Annotated in this window: 17 protein-coding genes and 1 tRNA gene; 7 read left to right on the forward strand and 11 right to left on the reverse strand. The window is 65.6% G+C overall.

Features of this window, described 5'->3' with window-relative positions:
* Positions 1-115: 115 nt before the first annotated feature.
* A tRNA-Arg gene (locus ABD024_RS01815) sits at positions 116-192 on the forward strand.
* A gap of 197 nt (positions 193-389) precedes the next feature.
* On the opposite strand, the gene ABD024_RS01820 is transcribed toward ABD024_RS01815, so the two are convergent.
* From ABD024_RS01820 to ABD024_RS01830, 3 genes are all read right to left on the reverse strand, one after another.
* On the reverse strand, positions 390-548 hold the full coding sequence (locus tag ABD024_RS01820) for a DUF3309 family protein (RefSeq protein WP_343849024.1): 159 nt from the start codon (positions 546-548) through the stop codon (positions 390-392).
* A gap of 291 nt (positions 549-839) precedes the next feature.
* Positions 840-3,395 (reverse strand): DNA ligase D, encoded by a 2,556-nt coding sequence (gene ligD / locus ABD024_RS01825; protein ID WP_343849026.1) that lies wholly within the window; start codon positions 3,393-3,395, stop codon positions 840-842.
* Between the two features lie 2 nt (positions 3,396-3,397).
* Positions 3,398-4,408, reverse strand: a complete 1,011-nt coding sequence (locus tag ABD024_RS01830; protein WP_343849028.1) for an SDR family oxidoreductase — start codon at positions 4,406-4,408, stop codon at positions 3,398-3,400.
* 161 nt (positions 4,409-4,569) lie between these two features.
* On the opposite strand from ABD024_RS01830, the gene ABD024_RS01835 reads away from it, so the two are divergent.
* Together ABD024_RS01835 and ku are read left to right on the forward strand one after the other, a co-directional pair.
* On the forward strand, positions 4,570-5,061 hold the full coding sequence (locus tag ABD024_RS01835) for a DUF6496 domain-containing protein (protein ID WP_343849030.1): 492 nt from the start codon (positions 4,570-4,572) through the stop codon (positions 5,059-5,061).
* Between the two features lie 30 nt (positions 5,062-5,091).
* Positions 5,092-6,036 carry a non-homologous end joining protein Ku gene (gene ku / locus ABD024_RS01840; protein WP_343849032.1) on the forward strand — a complete coding sequence of 315 codons (945 nt, stop codon included), beginning with the start codon at positions 5,092-5,094 and terminating at the stop codon, positions 6,034-6,036.
* Positions 6,037-6,097: 61 nt separating this feature from the next.
* On the opposite strand, the gene ABD024_RS01845 is transcribed toward ku, so the two are convergent.
* Positions 6,098-6,808, reverse strand: coding sequence for a PA2169 family four-helix-bundle protein (locus tag ABD024_RS01845; protein WP_343849034.1), 711 nt, complete (start codon positions 6,806-6,808; stop codon positions 6,098-6,100).
* 72 nt (positions 6,809-6,880) lie between these two features.
* Between ABD024_RS01845 and ABD024_RS01850 the strand changes: the two genes are divergently transcribed.
* Entirely contained in the window at positions 6,881-7,507 is a 627-nt protein-coding gene (locus ABD024_RS01850; RefSeq protein WP_343849036.1) for a GIY-YIG nuclease family protein, read from the forward strand.
* Between the two features lie 189 nt (positions 7,508-7,696).
* On the opposite strand, the gene ABD024_RS01855 is transcribed toward ABD024_RS01850, so the two are convergent.
* From ABD024_RS01855 to ABD024_RS01870, 4 genes are all read right to left on the reverse strand, one after another.
* Complete coding sequence (locus ABD024_RS01855; RefSeq protein ID WP_343849038.1) at positions 7,697-8,437, reverse strand: DNA-formamidopyrimidine glycosylase family protein; 741 nt, start codon at positions 8,435-8,437, stop codon at positions 7,697-7,699.
* Between the two features lie 199 nt (positions 8,438-8,636).
* Positions 8,637-8,903 (reverse strand): hypothetical protein, encoded by a 267-nt coding sequence (locus tag ABD024_RS01860; RefSeq protein ID WP_343849040.1) that lies wholly within the window; start codon positions 8,901-8,903, stop codon positions 8,637-8,639.
* Between the two features lie 235 nt (positions 8,904-9,138).
* Complete coding sequence (locus ABD024_RS01865) at positions 9,139-9,909, reverse strand: DUF72 domain-containing protein (protein ID WP_425543156.1); 771 nt, start codon at positions 9,907-9,909, stop codon at positions 9,139-9,141.
* Between the two features lie 251 nt (positions 9,910-10,160).
* A complete protein-coding gene (locus ABD024_RS01870; protein ID WP_343849042.1) occupies positions 10,161-10,937 on the reverse strand; it encodes a hypothetical protein in 777 nt (258 codons plus the stop codon).
* A gap of 46 nt (positions 10,938-10,983) precedes the next feature.
* On the opposite strand from ABD024_RS01870, the gene ABD024_RS01875 reads away from it, so the two are divergent.
* The gene (locus ABD024_RS01875; protein ID WP_343849044.1) at positions 10,984-11,508 is read left to right on the forward strand and encodes a hypothetical protein; all 525 of its coding nucleotides are present in this window, start codon (positions 10,984-10,986) and stop codon (positions 11,506-11,508) included.
* Positions 11,509-11,593: 85 nt separating this feature from the next.
* A complete protein-coding gene (locus ABD024_RS01880; RefSeq protein ID WP_343849046.1) occupies positions 11,594-12,646 on the forward strand; it encodes a glycerophosphodiester phosphodiesterase in 1,053 nt (350 codons plus the stop codon).
* Positions 12,647-12,701: 55 nt separating this feature from the next.
* On the opposite strand, the gene ABD024_RS01885 is transcribed toward ABD024_RS01880, so the two are convergent.
* The 3 genes from ABD024_RS01885 to ABD024_RS01895 all read right to left on the reverse strand — a co-directional run bounded on the left by ABD024_RS01885 (position 12,702) and on the right by ABD024_RS01895 (position 15,050).
* Positions 12,702-13,277 carry a hypothetical protein gene (locus ABD024_RS01885; RefSeq protein ID WP_343849048.1) on the reverse strand — a complete coding sequence of 192 codons (576 nt, stop codon included), beginning with the start codon at positions 13,275-13,277 and terminating at the stop codon, positions 12,702-12,704.
* 137 nt (positions 13,278-13,414) lie between these two features.
* Entirely contained in the window at positions 13,415-14,239 is an 825-nt protein-coding gene (queF, locus tag ABD024_RS01890) for an NADPH-dependent 7-cyano-7-deazaguanine reductase QueF (protein WP_343849050.1), read from the reverse strand.
* Between the two features lie 58 nt (positions 14,240-14,297).
* Positions 14,298-15,050, reverse strand: coding sequence for a glutathione S-transferase family protein (locus tag ABD024_RS01895; RefSeq protein WP_343849052.1), 753 nt, complete (start codon positions 15,048-15,050; stop codon positions 14,298-14,300).
* 285 nt (positions 15,051-15,335) lie between these two features.
* Here ABD024_RS01895 and ABD024_RS01900 point away from each other — a divergent pair, with 285 nt between their 5' ends.
* The gene (locus ABD024_RS01900) at positions 15,336-17,672 is read left to right on the forward strand and encodes a S9 family peptidase (RefSeq protein ID WP_343849054.1); all 2,337 of its coding nucleotides are present in this window, start codon (positions 15,336-15,338) and stop codon (positions 17,670-17,672) included.
* Positions 17,673-17,803 lie beyond the last annotated feature (131 nt).

The raw sequence follows: 17,803 nt of genomic DNA on the forward strand, positions 1-17,803 counted from the left end.
AGGGCCGATCGTGTTCTCCGCTGCCGGCGGCGGTCCGTCCACTCCCCGCCGGCAACTCGGCTATACTGCGCTCCCCGCGGTGCCGGCCTCCGGCCCCAGCCGCGCGGCCATCAATGCGCCTGTAGCTCAGCTGGATAGAGTATTGCCCTCCGAAGGCAAGGGTCGTGGGTTCGAATCCCGCCAGGCGCACCATTTTCCCCCGTGACCTTCTGTGCAGGATCAGGGACGGAAGCGCGCTCGTTGAGCCCGCTCAATATGAGTGAAGACTCCGCGACTCCCGCCGGGAAGGCAGGTCTGCGGTCGATAAATCACGCGGCCCCTGCTTGGTCGGCGGTGGGCTGAACATGATTTGCGTGCTTGCGCGCAGCCACTGCGCACCGCGGGCGCTTTCAGATCACGCCCATCAACAGCAGCACGATGACGATGATCAGGATGATGCCGAGGCCGCCAACGGGGCGATAACCCCACGAGCGGCTGTATCCCCATGAGGGCAAGGCACCGATCAGAAGGAGGACCAGCACGATGATCAGCAACATTGAAAGCGACATGGTTGGTTCCTTGGTGTCGTGCGCGAAACCCGGGCCGGGTTCGCGGTGCGCACTTCACGCCGCATGGCTGCCTGCGCGCGACGCCCGCACCATCGCAATCCCGCGGTGCACGCGCCGTCACGGGCCGCTGCTGCCGGGCTCACGTCACGATAACGGCGAACTGACATCGCGGTGCGGGGCATGGATTGATGCAGGACCGGCCAAGGGGCGCCAGGCCACGTCGCGGCCTTTCCCGCGAAGGGGCCGGAAAATGCGCGTGCGCACCGGCGGCCTGGCGGAGTCGAAAAGCGATCAGCGCAACTTCCCGATGATGTCGCCCAGCTCCTGTTGCACGCCGTCGATGCCGGCCCACGGATCCGAACGCAACCGCGCCAGCCGCGTGGGCGTGGAGCGGATATCGAAGTCGTGCCCGCTCTTGAGTTTGCCAAGCTCGCTCCAGCGCAGCGGCACGGCGACCGGCGCGCCGCTGCGCGCGCGCAGCGAATACGACGCCACGCTGGTGGCACCCCGGCTGTTGCGCAGGTAGTCCACGTAGATCCTGCCGCTGCGTTGCGCCTTGGCCGCAGTCGCGATGAACTCCAGCGGGTGCGCCTGCGCCACGGTGGCGGCAAAGGCATGCGCAAAGTCCTTCACCTGCGGCCAGGCGCAGCCGGGGTTCAGCGGGACGACGACATGCAGGCCCTTGCCGCCGGTGGTGCGCAGGAAGGATTCCAGGCCCAGCTGCGCGAGCAGCCTGCGCATCAGCCGCGCGGCGGCCACGACCCGCGGCCAGGCCACGTCGTCGCCAGGGTCCAGGTCGAACACCACCCGATCGGCCAGCTCCGGCTGCCCGACGGTCGAACCCCAGGGGTGGAATTCCAGCGCGCCGAACTGCACCAGCTCGAGCACCGAAGCGGCGTCCAGCGGATAGATGTAAGTGGCCTGCGCACCGGATTCCTCCTTGAGCTTCACGCTGCCCACGTGTTTCAGGCCGGGGATCAGGTGCTTCTGGAAAAAGCAGGCCTTCGCGGTTCCCTCGGGACAGCGGATCACCGACGTCGGGCGATTCACCACGCCGGGCAGGAACCACTTCATGACGCTGGCGTAGTAATCGGCGATGTCCTGCTTGGTGTAGCCGTCGTCGGGAAACACCACGCGGTCGGGATGCGTGATCTTGATGTCGGCTGGTTTCGGGGCGGCCGGTTTGCGGCGCTTCGCACCCGCGCTTTTCGTCGCCGGCTTGCTGCCGGCGCGATCGGAGTCGGCGAGATCCGCGGGGGTCTTGTCGGTACGCATGGTCTTGAGGCTCGGTTGGCGCAGCAGGTTGTTGTTGCCGATGCCGCGGTAGTACACCTCGGCGACTGCCGCCGGCCTGACCCATCGCGCATCGCGCAACAGCGGGTCGATGGCGGCGAGCTTCACCGTGGGCCTGGCGCTGCCCTTGTCGGCGATGGTCTGGCCCAGTCGCTGCAGTTGCTCGTTCGAAAAGCCGGTGCCCACGCGGCCGACATAGATCCAGCCGGACTTCACCTGGGGATCGGGCCGGGCCAGCAGCAGCGAACCGAAGCCGCTGCGGCTGCCCCTGGGCGGCGTGTAGCCCACCACGGCGAACTCGTCGCTCTCCAGCCGCTTGATCTTGAGCCAGTCGTCGCCGCGCCCCGGGTGGTAGGCCGAATCAACGCGTTTGGAGATGATGCCTTCCAGTCCCTCGTCGGTCGCCATGCGGAACGCTTCCTGGCCATTACCGATCGTGTGCGTGCTGAAGGCGAGGTGCGGCGGTGCGTGCGCCAGCAGGTTCCCCAGCAGTTGCTTGCGCTCCCGCAGGCCGACCCGGGACAGGTCGCTGCCTTCGAGATAAGGGAGGTCGAACAGCATGTAGACCAGCGGCAACTGCGCCTCGCCCGCCAGCGTCTGCTGCAGTCCGTTGAAGTCGCTGTGGCCGCGTGCATCCAGCGCGACGAGTTCGCCGTCGAGGCGGGCCGAATGCAGGCCCAGCGATTCCAGCGACTGCACGATATCCGGCAGCCGCTCGTTCCACGGCAGCGCGTTGCGCGACCACAGCTTCACTTCGCCCTCAGCGATCGCCGCGAGAATGCGGTAACCGTCCCATTTCACTTCATGCAGCCACTGCGCTCCTTCCGGCGGAGATTCGCGCAGGCGTGCCAGTTCGGGTTTGAAAAACCCGTCGCTCGGTGCCGCCGGCCGGGCGCCATGCAAGGCGGCGGCCGCCTTGGCCAGGCGCAGGCGCGGAAGCCTTTTCGCCCTGGGGATGGATTTTTTCCGTGCGGTCGACTTCTTTGCCGCGGCCTGCGCCGCCGGGGTCTTCGCCGCCTTGCGGGTGCTGCGCGCCATCTTCGCATCGAGCAAGTCGTCCGCCTCGACATCGCCGGCGAACGCGTCCCTGGCCTTGATCAGGAACCATGCGGGCTGGCGTTCCTTGCGGCCGCTGCGCACCAGGTGCCAGCCGCCCTTGAGCCGCTTGCCGAACAGCTCGAAGCGCAGGTGGCCTTTCTGCAGCTGGGTCTCGGCGTCGCCAGGTGTGGTCCACACGCCATGGTCGAACTGATCGACATGACCCTTGCCGTAGCCGTGCTCGATGTCGCCCTCGAAGCCGGCATACGACACCGGGTGATCCTCGACCTCGACCGCCAGACGCTTAACCTGCGGGTCATAGCTCGGCCCTTTCGGCACCGCCCAGCTTTTCAGCACGTCGCCGACCTGCAGGCGGAAGTCGAAATGGCGCCGGCTGGCGTGATGCAGCTGCACCACGAAAATGGCGCGCCGGCCCGCTGTGCCGATCTCGTTGGCGGCCGGTTCGCGCGTCTTCGAGAAATCACGCTTGCGCTGGTAGTCCCGCAGGCTGCCCATGGTCAGCCGGTCGGTCCGCCCATCACCGGCAGCACCGCGCCGGAGATGTAGCTGGCGCAGGATGGTGCGGCCAGGAAGACATAGGCCGGCGCCAGCTCTTCCGGCTGTGCGGGGCGGCCCATGGCGCTGGATTTGCCGAACTCGCGCACGCGTTCGGCGGGCTGGTCGGCAGGGTTCAGCGGTGTCCATACGGGGCCGGGCACGACGGCATTCACGCGGATGCCGCGCGACACCATGCTCGATGCCAGCGCCTTGGTGAACGCGTGAATGCCCCCCTTGGTCATCGAATAGTCCAGCAACCTGCCGCTGCCGAACAGCCCGGTTTCCGATCCGGTGTTGATGATCGAGCAGCCGCTGCCGAGATGTGGCGACGCGGCCTTGGCCATGTGGAAATAGCCGTAGAGGTTGGTCCGCAAGGTCTCGTCGAAGTGGGCCTCGGTGATGTCCTCGATCGAATCGGCGTGTTCCTGGAACGCCGCGTTGTTGACCAGCACGGAAAGCTTGCCGAACGCTTTCACCGTTTTCGCGACGGCCTCCCGGCAGAACGCGGGATCCCGGACGTCGCCGCGGATCAGCAGGCAGCGCTGGCCTTCGCCTTCGACGTAGTCGCGGGTTTCCTCCGCATCGACGTCCTCGCACAGGTACACGATCGCCACGTCGGCGCCTTCGCGCGCGAACAGCACGGCCACGGCGCGGCCGATGCCGGAGTCGCCGCCGGTGATGAGTGCCGACATGCCGGCCAGCTTGCCGCTGCCCACGTAGCTGGGAGCCAGGAACTGCGGGCGCGGATCGAGATCCCGTTCGATGCCGGGCTTGTGCAGATGCTGGGCGGGCAGCGAATTCTCCGCAGGTTTGCGCCCGGCTGCCATTGCCGCGGCGTTCTTCGACGGCGCCTTCGCTGACGTGGATTTCGGCGTCGTCTTGCGCTGCTCGTCGTGGTCTGTCGCGGCCTGTATGGCTCGCTGCCGCTTGATGGTGGCGCCGGTGCGCGAAGTGGCTTTTCTGGTGGGCATGGACCTGACACTCCATGGTCGTGAACGGTGGGCGGGTCGACGACGCTAGCGAACGGCTCGTGCGCCCCGGGTGAAGCGTTCATCATCTGCGCGTGTATTTGACAGCTTGTCGACGCCGCGGGAGGAATAGTCCGGGTACCCACTGCCACCGGAGAGCTGTCATGCCCGAGAAGAAAACCCAACGTGCCGCGGCCAGGGACAAAAAGGAAGGCAAGTCGCCGGGTACCCAGGCTGGCGAGTACGTGCATGAGGAAATCGAGCACGTGCGGGAAGGGAAACATGGAGCGCGCTCGACCAAGCAGGCCATCGCGATCGGCCTGTCCAAGGCACGGCGTGCCGGGGTGAAGGTTCCGGTCAGCAAGACCGCCAGCAAGTCGACAAAGAAGAAGGCCGCGCAGGACGAGGCTTCGTCGCACGATCACCACAAGCCGGCGGCGAAGCGGTCGAGGGCGACCACCAAGGCGCTCAGGAAGGAAGGTCACGGCGCCGCCTCGAAATCCGCGCTGTCGTCCCACGCGAAGAAGAGCGCGGCGAAGCGGAGCGCCGGTTCGCGTTCCGCGGCCGCCAAGAAGGCAGCCCATACCAAGGGTGCAGCCGGCCGCTCGGCGGCAGCGAAGAAGGCGGCGAGGACCCGCGCGAAGAACGCGTCCTGATCGACCCTCACCACTGCCGGAGCGCACGTCATGGCCCGCCCCATCTGGACCGGAACACTTTCATTCGGACTGCTCAACGTGCCGGTATCGCTGATGCCGGGCGAACGCAGCGTCGACCTGCATTTCCGCATGCTGGACAGCCGCAGCAACACGCCGGTGCGCTATGAGCGCGTCAACGCGGAGACCGGCGAGGAAGTGCCGTGGAAGGAGATTGTCAAGGCATTCGAGTACGAGAAGGGCAACTACGTCGTGCTGGAGCCGGGCGACATCAAGTCGGCCGCCTCGGAGGGACGCGAGGCGGTCGAGGTGGAGGCCTTCGTCGAAGCAGATTCGATCGGACCGGAATATTTCGAGAAGCCCTACGTGCTGGTGCCCGGCAAGAAGGCGGAGAAGGGGTATGTGCTTTTTCGCGAAACACTCAAGCGCACCGGCAAGATAGGCATTGCGCGCGTAGTGATCCGCACGCGCGAATACCTGTCGGCGGTGATGCCGAAAGGTGACGCGCTGATGCTCATGCTGCTGCGCTACCCGCAGGAGCTGGTCGACACCAGCGACTACAAGATCCCCGAGGGCGCCGCGTCAAAACACCGGATCTCGCCGAAAGAAATGCAGATGGCGGAACAGCTGATCGATTCGATGAGCGGCGAGTGGAAGCCCGGCGACTACCGCGACGAATTCCGCGATCGCTTGCGCAAGGTCATCGAGAAGCGGCTCAAGTCCAAGGGCGTGGTCACGCCGCCGACCGATGAGGAGGCGCAAATGCCGGAAAACGCCACCACCAACGTGGTGGATTTCATGGCGCTGCTGCAGAAAAGCCTGGCCAGCAAGAAGCGTACGCCGGCGAAAAAAGCTGCCGCAAAACCGACGCGCAAGACGGCAACAGGGAAAACATCCATCGTGAAGAAAACGACGGCGAAAAAGGCGAGTGCAAAGAAGACAACCGGGAAACGACCATCAGTCCGCAAGGCCAGCTGAACACCCGGCAGGCAAATCGGGACGGGCGGCATCTTCCCGCCCGTCCTGCGCGCGCAAATGTCTATTTGACGGCGTGCATGGCCTTCTTGAGATCCCTCATCTGGTCGTGGCCGCTGCGCACCGAGGTATAGGCTTCGGCGATGGCGGACATGGTCCCGGGAGAAACCTTGGTATCCTTCATCGCATCCTCGAACTTGGCCTTGATGTGGTCCTCGCCGCGCTCGACCTCGTCCACCACGGCGGTATTGTCGTTCGAGGTGAGGCTGGCGCGCAGGTTCACGAACATGCGGTGTGCGGAAGCGAGCACGGTGCCGTCGTCCTCGGGCTTGCCGCCCAGCGAGCGCACGCATTGCTGCAAGGTGGATGCGATCGCGCGGCGCTCGGTGGCGCGTGCGGTGAAAAGCGAAATCAGCTGCGCGCTCTTGGCGTCCTTGGCCGCCTCGGCATAGCCATCCGCGCTGTCCAGCGTGGTTTCGATGAGGCCATTCAGCGTCTTGATATCGTGGTCATTGCTCATGGGGTGCTCTCCTATGGGGGATCCTGGTTGTGGATCCAGGTTGGGCTGCGAAAACGCACGGCCAGTGAATGACATGCGGCGTGATGGCTGCGGCACGGAGTTGTTCAAGGACTGCATGCAGCATCGGCGCATGAACGCGAGATCATCGCAACGGTGTTTGCACGCCGTGCAGACGAGCGCAGGCAAACACTTCCGACGTGTCGACGAACCTTGTCGACGTTTCGCGGCGACACTGTTCATCTTCTCTTTTTCCATGATCCACGCCCTTGTCGGCCGACCGGCCGCGTCGACATGCGGCGATGAAGGCGGCCGGCGGAAGGTTTTGTCGTGGGCGAGGAGTCAATCTATCCGCGCTTTGCGAGTCGCGGACGCACCTTTGTCTACATGCTGCCGTGCCGGCACGAAGACATCCTGAAAGTGGGCTTTTCGCGTGAGCCACTGGATCGGTTCCGTACCCTCCATCGGCGCTTCTTCGAGTTTTTCGACCTGGAGCGAGGTCTGCTGATCCACGCCGATCACCTGCGTGATGCCCGGCGCATCGAGCGTCTGTTCATCACCAACTTCGCCGATCAGCGCGCTCCCGCGCCGCTGGTGGTGCCGCGATCGGCGGCTGGACATACCGAGTGGTTCCGCGGTGTGTCAGCGCAGGTGGATATGCTGGCGCGGCAGATCTGCAAGGAGCAGGGATTCCCGCTGTATGCGCCGTTGAGTTCATGGGTGCGCGACCGCTTCGCCGACTGGAGTGAACTCTTGTTCGGCTGGTCGGCGCGCATGCTGGACATGATCGAGTACGAACATTTCAATGTGCCTGCGCATGAAGGCGACAGGCGCATGGAGAAGGTTCTGCGCGACGTGCTGGACGCCTACGTCGCGTTGGGCATGGACCTGCAGACGCTGGTGCCTGACTCGGTGCTGTCCTGGTACGGGAGCGACGATTATTTCGGTACACGCTGAGCGATGGGGTCGCGTCATTTTCCGCGGATCGGCGCATCCCGTTCATCGTGGCTGGCGTGTTGGGCCTCGAGATGGTCCTGTCCGCGGGATCGCTGCCGCCGCGATGGACCGGCGGCGCGCAAGAGCGGACGGATGCGGTCGGTCGGTTCGGTGGCGTGCTGCCTGGCGCGAAGCGAAGCCTGGCATTGCTTAATCCCCGGTGTAGCGCTTCTGGCAGCGTTCGCAGTAGAAACTGCGGCGGTTGGTCTTGCCCAGGTACGCCCTGTGCAACGGGATGTCATGCCGCGGGCAGCGGCCGCGGTTGTGCACCAGCCAGTGCTGACGCAGCACGTGGGCCTTTTTCCAGGCGAGGAACTCGAAGGAATAGACGCGCGCCTGTTCAACCAGTTCGCGCAGCTTGCGCGGCGGCAGTCCGCCGGCCACGGACAGCGGGTGGATCCGGGTCCGGTACAACACCTCGTTCTTTATGATGTTGCCGACACCGGCGAACACGTTCTGATCGAGCAGCGCATCGCAGACAAGGTTTTGCGGCATCGCGCGCAGCTTCGCGCGTGCCAGTACCGGATCCCAGCTGTCCGACATGATGTCGGCGCGCCAGTCGTACAACGCGTCCAGGTCGCCCGCGAGCAGGCGCACCGAGCAACTGTAGAAGTTGAGCTCACCGTCGTCGAAGCCCAGGCTCAGCCGCGGCGGGGCATCTCTGCGTTCACCGATGCGGTAGCTGCCGAACATGAGCAGGTGGATGCGCACGGCCAACCGGTCGGGCAACTCGATCAGGAACTGCTTGCCGAAGCTGCGCAGACTGCGCACCTCGCGGCCGAGCAGCCGTTGCAGGTCGATTTTCGCGTTGCCCTCGGCGCGCTGGATCGTGCGGCCGACGAACTTCGCGGCCTCCTCGCGCAAGATGACAATGGATGGGCCTTCCGGCATCGATGACTGCTTCGCCGAGAGTGGCGTGGCTATGTGATCGCGAGAAATGGACGCCGCTGCGGAGCCTGGGTCCGCGCATGCCGGGTAACGCGCGCTCCGGCCAGGCCACCGTCACTCGCCAAACCGGGATGGCCGCGCAAGGTGAGCCATATGCGCGATGCAGCCAGCCGCGATTCCGGCGTCCAGCTTATCCACCGGCTCATGAGCGTTCCGGGTTGTCCACGACACGGGGCCGCATGGGGATTGGCGAGGCATCATTCCCGACCGGAACGGACGGGTTGGTTCGCCCGAGCGTAATGTTCTTCGCCGCGCGCACATAACGATTTGCGTATGTCCATATCTCGCCCGTCTCCGTGATCAGAACGGTCCAGTACAGGTCCGACTCGGGTCCGTAGTCGATCAGGACATGGGCGAAGCCTTCACCCTTGGGCGTATTCATCGGGATAGGTGGATTGAGCTGAAGCACGATCGTTCCTCCTCCAAAGTGGAGGAACATGCGTCCAGCCAAGTGAAATGTCCGCGAACTCCTGCTATGGAATTTATCCGGGCGACAGCTTTTTGAACGGGATCAATCCGAGCAGTTCGAGGCGTAGTCCAGGCGGACGAACCGATCGCATCGTCCAGCGGGTCGGACCGCACAGATCATTATCAATATGACCTCCGTGCTGCATGCAATATCGGGTTGCTTGCTGTTCTGGCACTCAGGCGGGCGGCTCGTTGTCCAGGCGGTCGATCAGTTCCAGTGCGTTGGAGGTGGCGTGGCCCAGCGCCGTGTTGTCGAAGATGCACCAGCGTTGGGTGGTTTGCGATGAAGCCTGGCGCAGCGTGAGGGCAATCCGGCACAGGCTCGCATCCGCGTAGCTGTCGTAGTAGATCCGTGGCGATCCGTGCAGACGCAGATACTGCAGCGCAGGGTCACCGGCCGGGATCGCCGCCTGCGGCGTGCGTGCGGGATCGGCGGCGACGCGGCTGATGCCGTGGTCTCTCAGGTGCCTGTCGACTGCCGGCACGAACCACGAGGGATGGCGCGGCTCGCAGGCCACCGGGCCGTGATGCAGGTGGCGCAGTGTCTCGAAAAACGGCAACGCCACCGATGCCGAGTAGGCGAGACTCGGTGGCAGCTGCAGCAACAGGCAACCGAGCTTCGATCCGAGCTGATGGACCTCGCCCAGAAACGCCTGCACCGCCGCGGCGCAATCGGCCAGGCGTGCCTGGTGGCTGATGGTCCGGGGCATCTTCACCGCGAAACGAAAATCCTCCGGCACCGATGCCGCCCAGCGGGCATAGGTGGCGGGTCGATGTGCACGATAGAACGATGAATTGATTTCCACCGCGCCGAACACTTGCGCATATCGGTGCAGGTGGCTACCGCTCTCGGGGAAACGGCCTGCATGGACAGCCGGAATCGTCCAGCCGGCGCAGCCGACGTATACGGCCGGCACGGGCGCATGCCCGGTATGCCCTGGTGGCAGGGGAGGGGATGTCACGGGCAATCCTTCCGGGTGTCGATGCGGCTGCCGGCGGCGCCCCGCAAGAACGTCAAGCCCGCATCTTGAAGTACGGCGGAATCTCGACGGTCGGGACAATCCACGGGCGACCGGATTCGGGGTCGTAGTCGAGTGGAGAAATGGGCGAACCTTGCGCAGGTGCGCAGGGCCGTCGGCAAGGAGCATGCACACGAAGACGCAAAAGGCTGGCCGGAGTCCGACCGGCCTTTTTGCCGTCAGCGCGGACTTCCCGGGCGAACCGAATATTCGCGCAGGTGATACACGCGATGGACGTGGGAGGCACCCAACCATCCACCAATCGCTGCCGCGAGCAGGGCGACGAAACTGCTGATGAAGGCAATCCACATCGTCATGGCCAGATAGTGGGCTGTTCGATCTGCTGTCAATTTCGCCTCGGCTCTCGCCGCACTGATCCGGGGAGCCAAGCTTTGCAGCGATTCCGCGGCACTGGCCTGGGTCGTGCCTGTATCCGCGGCGAGGAGCGCGCTGGCCGTGTCGTCATGATTGGCGATCAATGCCGCGACGATCGGAGCCGAATCACCGTGTACGTGTGCGTTCAGCAGGAACGCGATGTTGGCATCCAGCACCGCAACGGCACCGGCGCCTGCCGTGGCTGTCGGGTTACGCATGCCGCCTCCGGCTCCGTGCATGCCCATCATGCCGCCGTGCCCGCCCATCGAATGTCCCCAACCCAATGCCAGCCAGAGGGCTGTCATGGTTACGGAAAGCCCCCATACCGTCACCCCGTGAAGCGCGCCCATGGTGTCATCGTTGCGGCCGTCAAACCAGGCCGCGAACATGCCGCCAAAAAACAGCGCGGCAGCCCAGGTGATGATCACCCAAAGCGCCGTGCCGATGCCGAAGCCCTTGGCGCTCCCTGCGGCATTCCACGCATCAAAACTGGAAAAGCCCAGGGCGAGTCCGCCCACGTAAAGCAACCCCGCCACACCCGTCGCAACCAGCCAACCCGCAATCACTGCGCGAAACTTCATGGCCGGGTGCAAATTTCGTCTATCCATACTTGCAGAACTTTCTGGAATGAATGACATGGTCGTCTCTCCAGTTCAGCGACTGCACAAGTGCTCGGTCGCGGCGCGCGAGTCAGGCGCAACCACGCAAGAGAGCGAACAGAATGAGCAGAGGAATGGGAACGCCCAGGAACCACAACAAGATATAGCCGATGCCGCCCTTTTGTTTGCCCGGCTCGGAGCCGGTGGGTCGATCGTTGATGCTCATGATTTTTTCCTCATGCAGTTGGCCGGCCAAGCAGCCTTTTTGTCCCAGTGCCGACGCGTAACTTTGTGGCATCTGCTGTGGACTGGCCGTGATACTTCAGTGATCGAGGCAAATCACGCCATGCAACAGACCGCCACTGATTCCACCAGGACGGCGGGCGCGCCGTTCAGCATCGACGAGCGCGGTCTGCTGCCGATGGACAGCCTTCGCAGCGTCGCCACGTCCAGCCGCAGCGCGCAACTCGCTGAATTTTGCGAGGACCTGCGTGTCGGTCCCTGTCGGCGGCAAGGTGGCGGGAAGAATCAGCAGCCGCAAGTTCGTGCATGATGTCGTCGGTTTGCCTTGCACGCAGTGATCGGCGCGTCCTCTGAATTGCCTATGCACGCTCTTCACCCTGCTTCCGGAAATCGTCATGCCCGTCACCGCTGTTGCCGCCGAGAAACCGCTTGCCGCCAGGGTGATGGTGATCGGCCACCGTGGCGCCAGTGCGTTGCGCCCGGAGCACACGCTGGCTTCGTACGCGAAGGCGATCGCCGACGGCGCCGACTTCATCGAGCCGGACCTGGTGATGACCAGGGATGGCGTGCTGGTGGCGCGCCACGAGAACGAGATCGGCAGCACCACTGACGCGGCCGACCATCCGGAGTTCGCCGCGCGCAAGATCAGCAAGGTGATCGATGGCAGGCAAGTAACCGGCTGGTTCAGCGAGGACTTCAGCGTGGCCGAGCTGAAGACGCTGCGCGCGCGCGAACGGCTGCCGGAGTTGCGCAGCACGCAGTACGACGGCCAGTTTCCGCTGGCCACGCTGGGCGAGATCATCGACCTGGTCGCCGCCGAGTCGAAGGCACGCGGACGGATCATTGGGCTCATCCCGGAGATCAAGCACGGCAGTTATTTCCAGCGCATCGGCCTGCCGCTGGAGGACCAGCTGCTGGCCACCTTGGCGGCGCACGACTACACGCGCACGGCGCCGGTGGAGATTCAGTCGTTCGAGATCGGCAATCTGAAATACCTGCGCGGCAAGCTCGCCGACGGCACGCGCGGCAACATCCGCCTGCTGCAGCTGCTCGGCGACGCGGAGGCACAGCCGTACGACGCGGCCGCGGCGGGCGGCAGGCTCGACTACGCACAGATGATGACGCCGGCCGGACTGCGCGAGGTCGCCACGTATGCGGATGCGATCGGGCCGAGCACCCGCGCGATCATCCCGCTGACGCCGCGGCAGACGCTCGGCGTGCCCACCAGCCTGGTGCACGACGCGCATGCTGTCGGCCTCGAGGTGCATCCGTACACGTTTCGACCCGAAAACCTCTTCCTGCCGCGCGAGCTGTGGCGTGGCGATGATCCATGCAGCGTCAACGAGGCCGGTGCCATCGCCGAGATCCGCATCTACCTGGCCACCGGCATCGATGCGTTCTTCACCGACGCTCCGGCAATCGGGCGCAAGGCGCTGGACGGGCGCTGAACCAGGAAAAAGGCGCCCACTGGGCGCCTTGTCGTGCGTGGCGGATCGATCGGGGTCAGCTCTTCCTGATCTGGAAGTCCTGCTTGGCCACTGGCTTGCCGTCGAGCGAGATCTCGACCTTGTACTTGCCTTCCGGCCACAGGTCGGGGTTCTGCACCTTGAACGTGGTGATGGCGGGGCCATCGGTGGCGATCGACTGGCTGATGCTGCTGACCAGCTGGCCCTGGCCTTCCAGGTAGCTCCACTTCGCGTTGAGCGTGGCGCCGCCGGTGCTGCCCTCGGTGGCGACGCTGGCGTAGATGGTCTTGTCGCTGGTGGCGAAGCTGTTGCTGGCGCGGGTCACCTGATGCTCGGCGTTCACCGCGCTGCCCAGGGTCAGCTTGGCCACCGCGAGCGGCGTGGGCATGGCGGCCGGTGCCGCCACCGAGGCGGCGCTCGCCACGCTGGCTGCGCCGGCGGGCGGCAGTGCGGCCGTGCCGGCGGCGGGAGGCGGCGTCATGGCCACCGGCGCGGTGCTGGCCGGGGTTGGTGTACTGGCCGGTGCCGGCTCGTTCTTGCCGCAGCCGCTGAGCAGCAGCAGGCCGGCAAGGGTCGCGCTGTACAACGCGGTGGAACGCATGGATCGTGTCATGGGAACTCCGGTGTCGATGACGTGGCAGATGCCGATCCATGGCGTCAAGACACCGAGGCTAGCGCTGCCGATCTGAAGCGCCGGTTACCGAAGGGAATTGCCGCGGCTGAACTTTCACGCGGCGATGACGTGCGGCGCTACTGGCGCACCGTGCGTGGATTGCCGGGCGTGGCCGGCGCGCTGCTGCGGAACGGGTTGATGTCCAGTCCGCCGCGGCGGGTGTAGCGCGCGTACACGCTGAGCCGCTGCGGCACGCAGCGCTGCGTCAGGTCGACGAAGATGCGCTCCACGCATTGCTCGTGGAATTCGTTGTGGGTGCGGAACGAGACCAGGTAACGCAGCAGCCCGGCATGGTCGATCGGCGCGCCGCGGTAGGCGATCTGCACGCTGCCCCAGTCGGGCTGGCCGGTGACCGGGCAGTTCGAGCGCAGCAGGTGCGAGACCAGGGTTTCCGCCACCGGCGTGGCAAGGGTATCGGTTTGCAGGAAGTCGGCATCCGGTGGGCCGTAGTGGTCGATGGCGATGTCCTGGTCGTCGAGCAGGAGACCGTCCAGGTCGACGACAGGAAGCGCGCCTGCACGCGCGTCGCGCAATTGCACGCCGACCACCGCACCGGCCGCCGCGGACAGGTCGTGCAGCAGGGTGGCGGCCAACGTGGCAGCGTCGGCGATGCGCTCCTGCGCGAAGCCGTTGAGGTACAGCTTGAACGACTTCGATTCGATGATGTGCGGCGACGCCGCCGGCACGCGGAACTCGGCCATCGCCACCTGCGGCTTGCCGCGCAGGTCCAGCCACGACAGCTCGTATGCATTCCAGACATCCACGCCATGGAACGGCAGCGATTCGGCGATGCCGATCTCGGCGCGCTTGTCGGCGCGCGGGATTGGAAACAGCAGGCGCGGGTCGTAACGGTCCGCGTAGGCGGTGTCCTTGCCGAGCGGGGAGTGTTCGGGGGTGCTCATGCCGCACAGTTTAGCCGCTTCGGCGGCTCGCCCCGCGGGTGGATGAACCGTTGCGCGGTCACGACGCGCGCGGCGGACCGGGCCGTGGCGCGCTGGTGCCGAGGGTGTCGCTGGTCAGCGGGGCGCCGGCGGTGATCAGGGCGCCGCGCTGCTCGGCCAGTGGCAGACGCAGCATGCAGTCCTCGAAGCCGGCCAGCTTCTGGAACACCGGTAGTGCCTGCACCTGCGCCACCAGCGCGGCCATCAGCGGCCAGCGTTCGGCGTCGATCGTGTAGCGCACGAACGAGGCGGTGCGGAAGAAGCTGGCGAGGCTGATGTCGGCGATCGACAGGGCGCCGAACACGAAGCCGTCGTCCGGCAGCTGCTTTTCCAGGTAGTCGAGCGCGGCAGGAACCTCCACCTCGCGCGCATGCTGCACCACCGCCTCGTTGGGCGCTTCGCCGAAGATGTGGCGCTTGATCGCCAGCTGGTGGAACAGCCGCCAGATCAGCCCGTCGGCCAGCCGGGTGTCGGCGTATTCCTCCAGCCAGCGGGCACGGGCGCGGTCGGCGATGTCGCGCGGGTAGAGCGTCGGCGTGGGGTGCCGGTCCTCCAGGTACTGGCAGATCACCGAGGAGTCGCCGAGCACCAGCTCGCCGTCGATCAGCACCGGGATGCGGCGCAGTGGGCTGAGCCGGGTGAACTCGTCGTTGCCGACGAACGGCGCGATCGGGTCGATCTCGTATTCCAGCCCCTTCAGCTCAAGGCAGGCCAACACCTTGCGCACGTAGGGCGAGACGTAATTGCCGATGACTCTGAGGCGCTGCGACATGACGCGGCTCCAGGAACACGGATGCCGCAGCGTGCGACGGCTGGCGCAGGCTCGTCAAGCACGGCCTGCGCCGGCGGCATCCGGTGGTCGTGCCGGGATCGCTTGCGTGGGCAGACGGCGCAGGCCGCATGGCCACCATGCGCTGGTGCACTTGCGACATGGCGGCGCAATCGGGACCAATGGCAGGGGTGCCATCGGTCATGCTCACGTTAGCATCGGGTGTTCGGATGCGTCAGGGCCAGGGTCGGCAACCGCAGAAATCCGCTTTTGCAAGGGGAACGCAACATGGTTTTGAAAATCAGCAGTTCGCGCGTGCTTGGCGCGCTGGTAATGGGAACCTTGTCCGCCGGCGTCGCCGCGCAGGGGCGCACGCTGAGCGCGGACGACTACGCGCGGGCGGAGCGCTTCATGAGTTACAACACCGCGCCGCTGGTCGATCACGCGGTGCAGAAGGTCGAGTGGTTGGACGATGGCCACTTCTGGTACGTCGACCACGATGCCGACGGTGATCACTTCGTGCGGATGGAGGCGGCCAGCGGCAAGGTCACGCCGCTGTTCGATCAGGTCAAGCTTGCCGCCGCGCTGGGCAAAGCCGACGACAAGCCGGTCGATGCGAAGAAATTGCCGGTGACCGGCTACGAAGTGCGACCGGACGGGCGCATCGATATCGCCGTGCGCAGCAAGCACTATGTGTGCGACCTCGCCGCCGCCGAGGCGAGCTGCGTCGATCGCGCCTCGCTGGTGAAAACCGGCAAGGAGCCGGGCGCGCTGTCGCCGGACAAGAAGAGCGAGGCGTTCATCCGCGACTGGAACCTGTGGCTGCGCGACGTCGCCAGCGGCCGGGAAACCCCGCTCACCACCGACGGCGTGGAGAACTTCGGCTACGCCACCGACAACGCCGGCTGGAAGCACACCGACAAGGCCATCGTGGAGTGGTCGCCGGATTCGAAGCAGATCGCCACTTTCCAGCAGGACCAGCGCAAGACCGGCGAGATGTACCTGGTCAGCACCAACGTCGGCCATCCGAAGCTGGAGAAGTGGAAGTACCCGCTGGTCGGCGACAAGGACGTGACGATGATCGAGCGCGTCATCATCGACGTCGCCGCGAAGAAGGTGCTGCGCCTGCAGATGCCGGCGGACCAGCATCGCTCTACCCTGTGCGACGACGTCAGCTGTGGCCCCGACGGCGGCTGGGACGACGTGAAGTGGGCGGCGGACGGCAAGACCCTGGCCTTCGTCTCCACCTCGCGCGACCACAAGCACGAATGGTTCCGCATCGCCGATACCGCCACCGGCAAGGTGCGCACGGTGTTCGAGGAAGTCGTGCCGACCTACTACGAGAGCGGCAACGGCGCGGTGAACTGGCGCTACCTGCCCGAGACCAACGAGGCGATCTGGTTCAGCGAACGCAACAACTGGGGCAACCTGTACCTGTACAACCTCACCAGCGGCAAGCTCAAGCGCGCGATCACCAAGGGCGAGGGCAACGTCACCGAGGTGCTGAAGGTCGATCCGAAGACGCGCACCGTGTGGTTCCGCGGCGTCGGCCGCACGGCGGGGGTGAACCCGTACTACCAGCAGTTCTTCAAGGTCAGCCTGGACGGCGGCAAGCCGGTGCTGCTGACGCCGGAAGCGGCCGACCACACCGTCACGCTGTCGCCGGACGGCCGGCATTTCGTCGATGCGTACTCCACCACCACCACGCCGCCGGTCACCGTGCTGCGCAGTTCCGACGACGGCCGCAACGTGGCCAGCGTGGCCACTGCGGACATCTCGCGCCTGAAGGCCGCGGGCTGGGTGCCGCCGATCCCGTTCACCGTGAAGGGGCGCGACGGCAAGACCGACCTGTACGGCGTGATGTTCAAGCCGACCGACTTCGACGCCGCGAAGAAGTACCCGATCATCGACTACATCTACCCGGGTCCGCAGACCGGCTCGGTACGCGGGCGCAGCTTCCTGCCGGCGCATGGCGACAACCAGTCGCTGGCCGAGCTGGGCTTCATCGTGGTGGCGCTCGACGGCATGGGCACGCCGTGGCGTTCGAAAGCGTTCCATGACGCCTACTTCGAACACGTCGAGGACAACACCCTGCCTGACCAGGTGCTGGGCCTGAAGGAACTCGGCAAGAAGTATTCGTGGATCGATCTCGACCGCGTCGGCATCTGGGGCCACTCCGGCGGCGGCAACGCCACCGCGGCCGCGATGTTCCACTACCCGGACTTCTTCAAGGTCGGCTGGGCCGAAAGCGGCAATCACGACAACCGCAACTACGAAGACGACTGGGCCGAGAAGTGGCAGGGCCTGCTGGTCACCGACAAGGACGGCAAGACCAACTACGACGCCCAGGCCAACCAGAGCTTCGCGAAGAACCTGAAGGGCCGGCTGATGCTGGTGCACGGCACCATGGACGACAACGTGCCGCCCTATCAGACCCTGCTGGTGGCCGACGCGCTGATCAAGGCGAACAAGGATTTCGACCTGCTGCTGATCCCGAACGTCCACCACGGCTACGCCGAGGCTACCCCGTACGCTACCCGTCGGCGCTGGGACTACTTCGTGCAGTACCTGGCCGGCAATACGCCGCCGGCAGAGTACCAATTGAAGGCGTGGCCCTGGCGCTGAGTGTCACCCAGGCGAGGCGCCGGTCCATCCGGCGCATCGCCTGTCGGGGTGGCGCGTAACCGGTTAGCTCGCCCCACCGCTGTCTGCTGGATCGCCCCTTGCTCCGCGAGACGTTCTGCAACGAACGCTCG

The sequence above is a fragment of the Rhodanobacter soli genome (genome assembly GCF_039523495.1).
GTDB classification, from domain to species: Bacteria; Pseudomonadota; Gammaproteobacteria; order Xanthomonadales; family Rhodanobacteraceae; genus Rhodanobacter; species Rhodanobacter soli.

Excerpts from the sequence above, each read along its gene's own strand:
- ABD024_RS01895 (WP_343849052.1), bottom strand. The coding sequence starts at position 15,050 with ATGTCGCAGCGCCTCAGAGTCATCGGCAATTACGTCTCGCCCTACGTG.
- ABD024_RS01870 (WP_343849042.1), bottom strand. The coding sequence starts at position 10,937 with ATGAAGTTTCGCGCAGTGATTGCGGGTTGGCTGGTTGCGACGGGTGTG.
- queF (WP_343849050.1), bottom strand. The coding sequence starts at position 14,239 with ATGAGCACCCCCGAACACTCCCCGCTCGGCAAGGACACCGCCTACGCG.
- ABD024_RS01830 (WP_343849028.1), bottom strand. The coding sequence starts at position 4,408 with ATGCCCACCAGAAAAGCCACTTCGCGCACCGGCGCCACCATCAAGCGG.
- ABD024_RS01855 (WP_343849038.1), bottom strand. The coding sequence starts at position 8,437 with ATGCCGGAAGGCCCATCCATTGTCATCTTGCGCGAGGAGGCCGCGAAG.
- ABD024_RS01900 (WP_343849054.1), top strand. The coding sequence starts at position 15,336 with ATGGTTTTGAAAATCAGCAGTTCGCGCGTGCTTGGCGCGCTGGTAATG.
- ABD024_RS01885 (WP_343849048.1), bottom strand. The coding sequence starts at position 13,277 with ATGACACGATCCATGCGTTCCACCGCGTTGTACAGCGCGACCCTTGCC.
- ABD024_RS01820 (WP_343849024.1), bottom strand. The coding sequence starts at position 548 with ATGTCGCTTTCAATGTTGCTGATCATCGTGCTGGTCCTCCTTCTGATC.
- ligD (WP_343849026.1), bottom strand. The coding sequence starts at position 3,395 with ATGGGCAGCCTGCGGGACTACCAGCGCAAGCGTGATTTCTCGAAGACG.
- ABD024_RS01880 (WP_343849046.1), top strand. The coding sequence starts at position 11,594 with ATGCCCGTCACCGCTGTTGCCGCCGAGAAACCGCTTGCCGCCAGGGTG.
- ku (WP_343849032.1), top strand. The coding sequence starts at position 5,092 with ATGGCCCGCCCCATCTGGACCGGAACACTTTCATTCGGACTGCTCAAC.
- ABD024_RS01845 (WP_343849034.1), bottom strand. The coding sequence starts at position 6,808 with ATGGAAAAAGAGAAGATGAACAGTGTCGCCGCGAAACGTCGACAAGGT.
- ABD024_RS01835 (WP_343849030.1), top strand. The coding sequence starts at position 4,570 with ATGCCCGAGAAGAAAACCCAACGTGCCGCGGCCAGGGACAAAAAGGAA.
- ABD024_RS01875 (WP_343849044.1), top strand. The coding sequence starts at position 10,984 with ATGAATGACATGGTCGTCTCTCCAGTTCAGCGACTGCACAAGTGCTCG.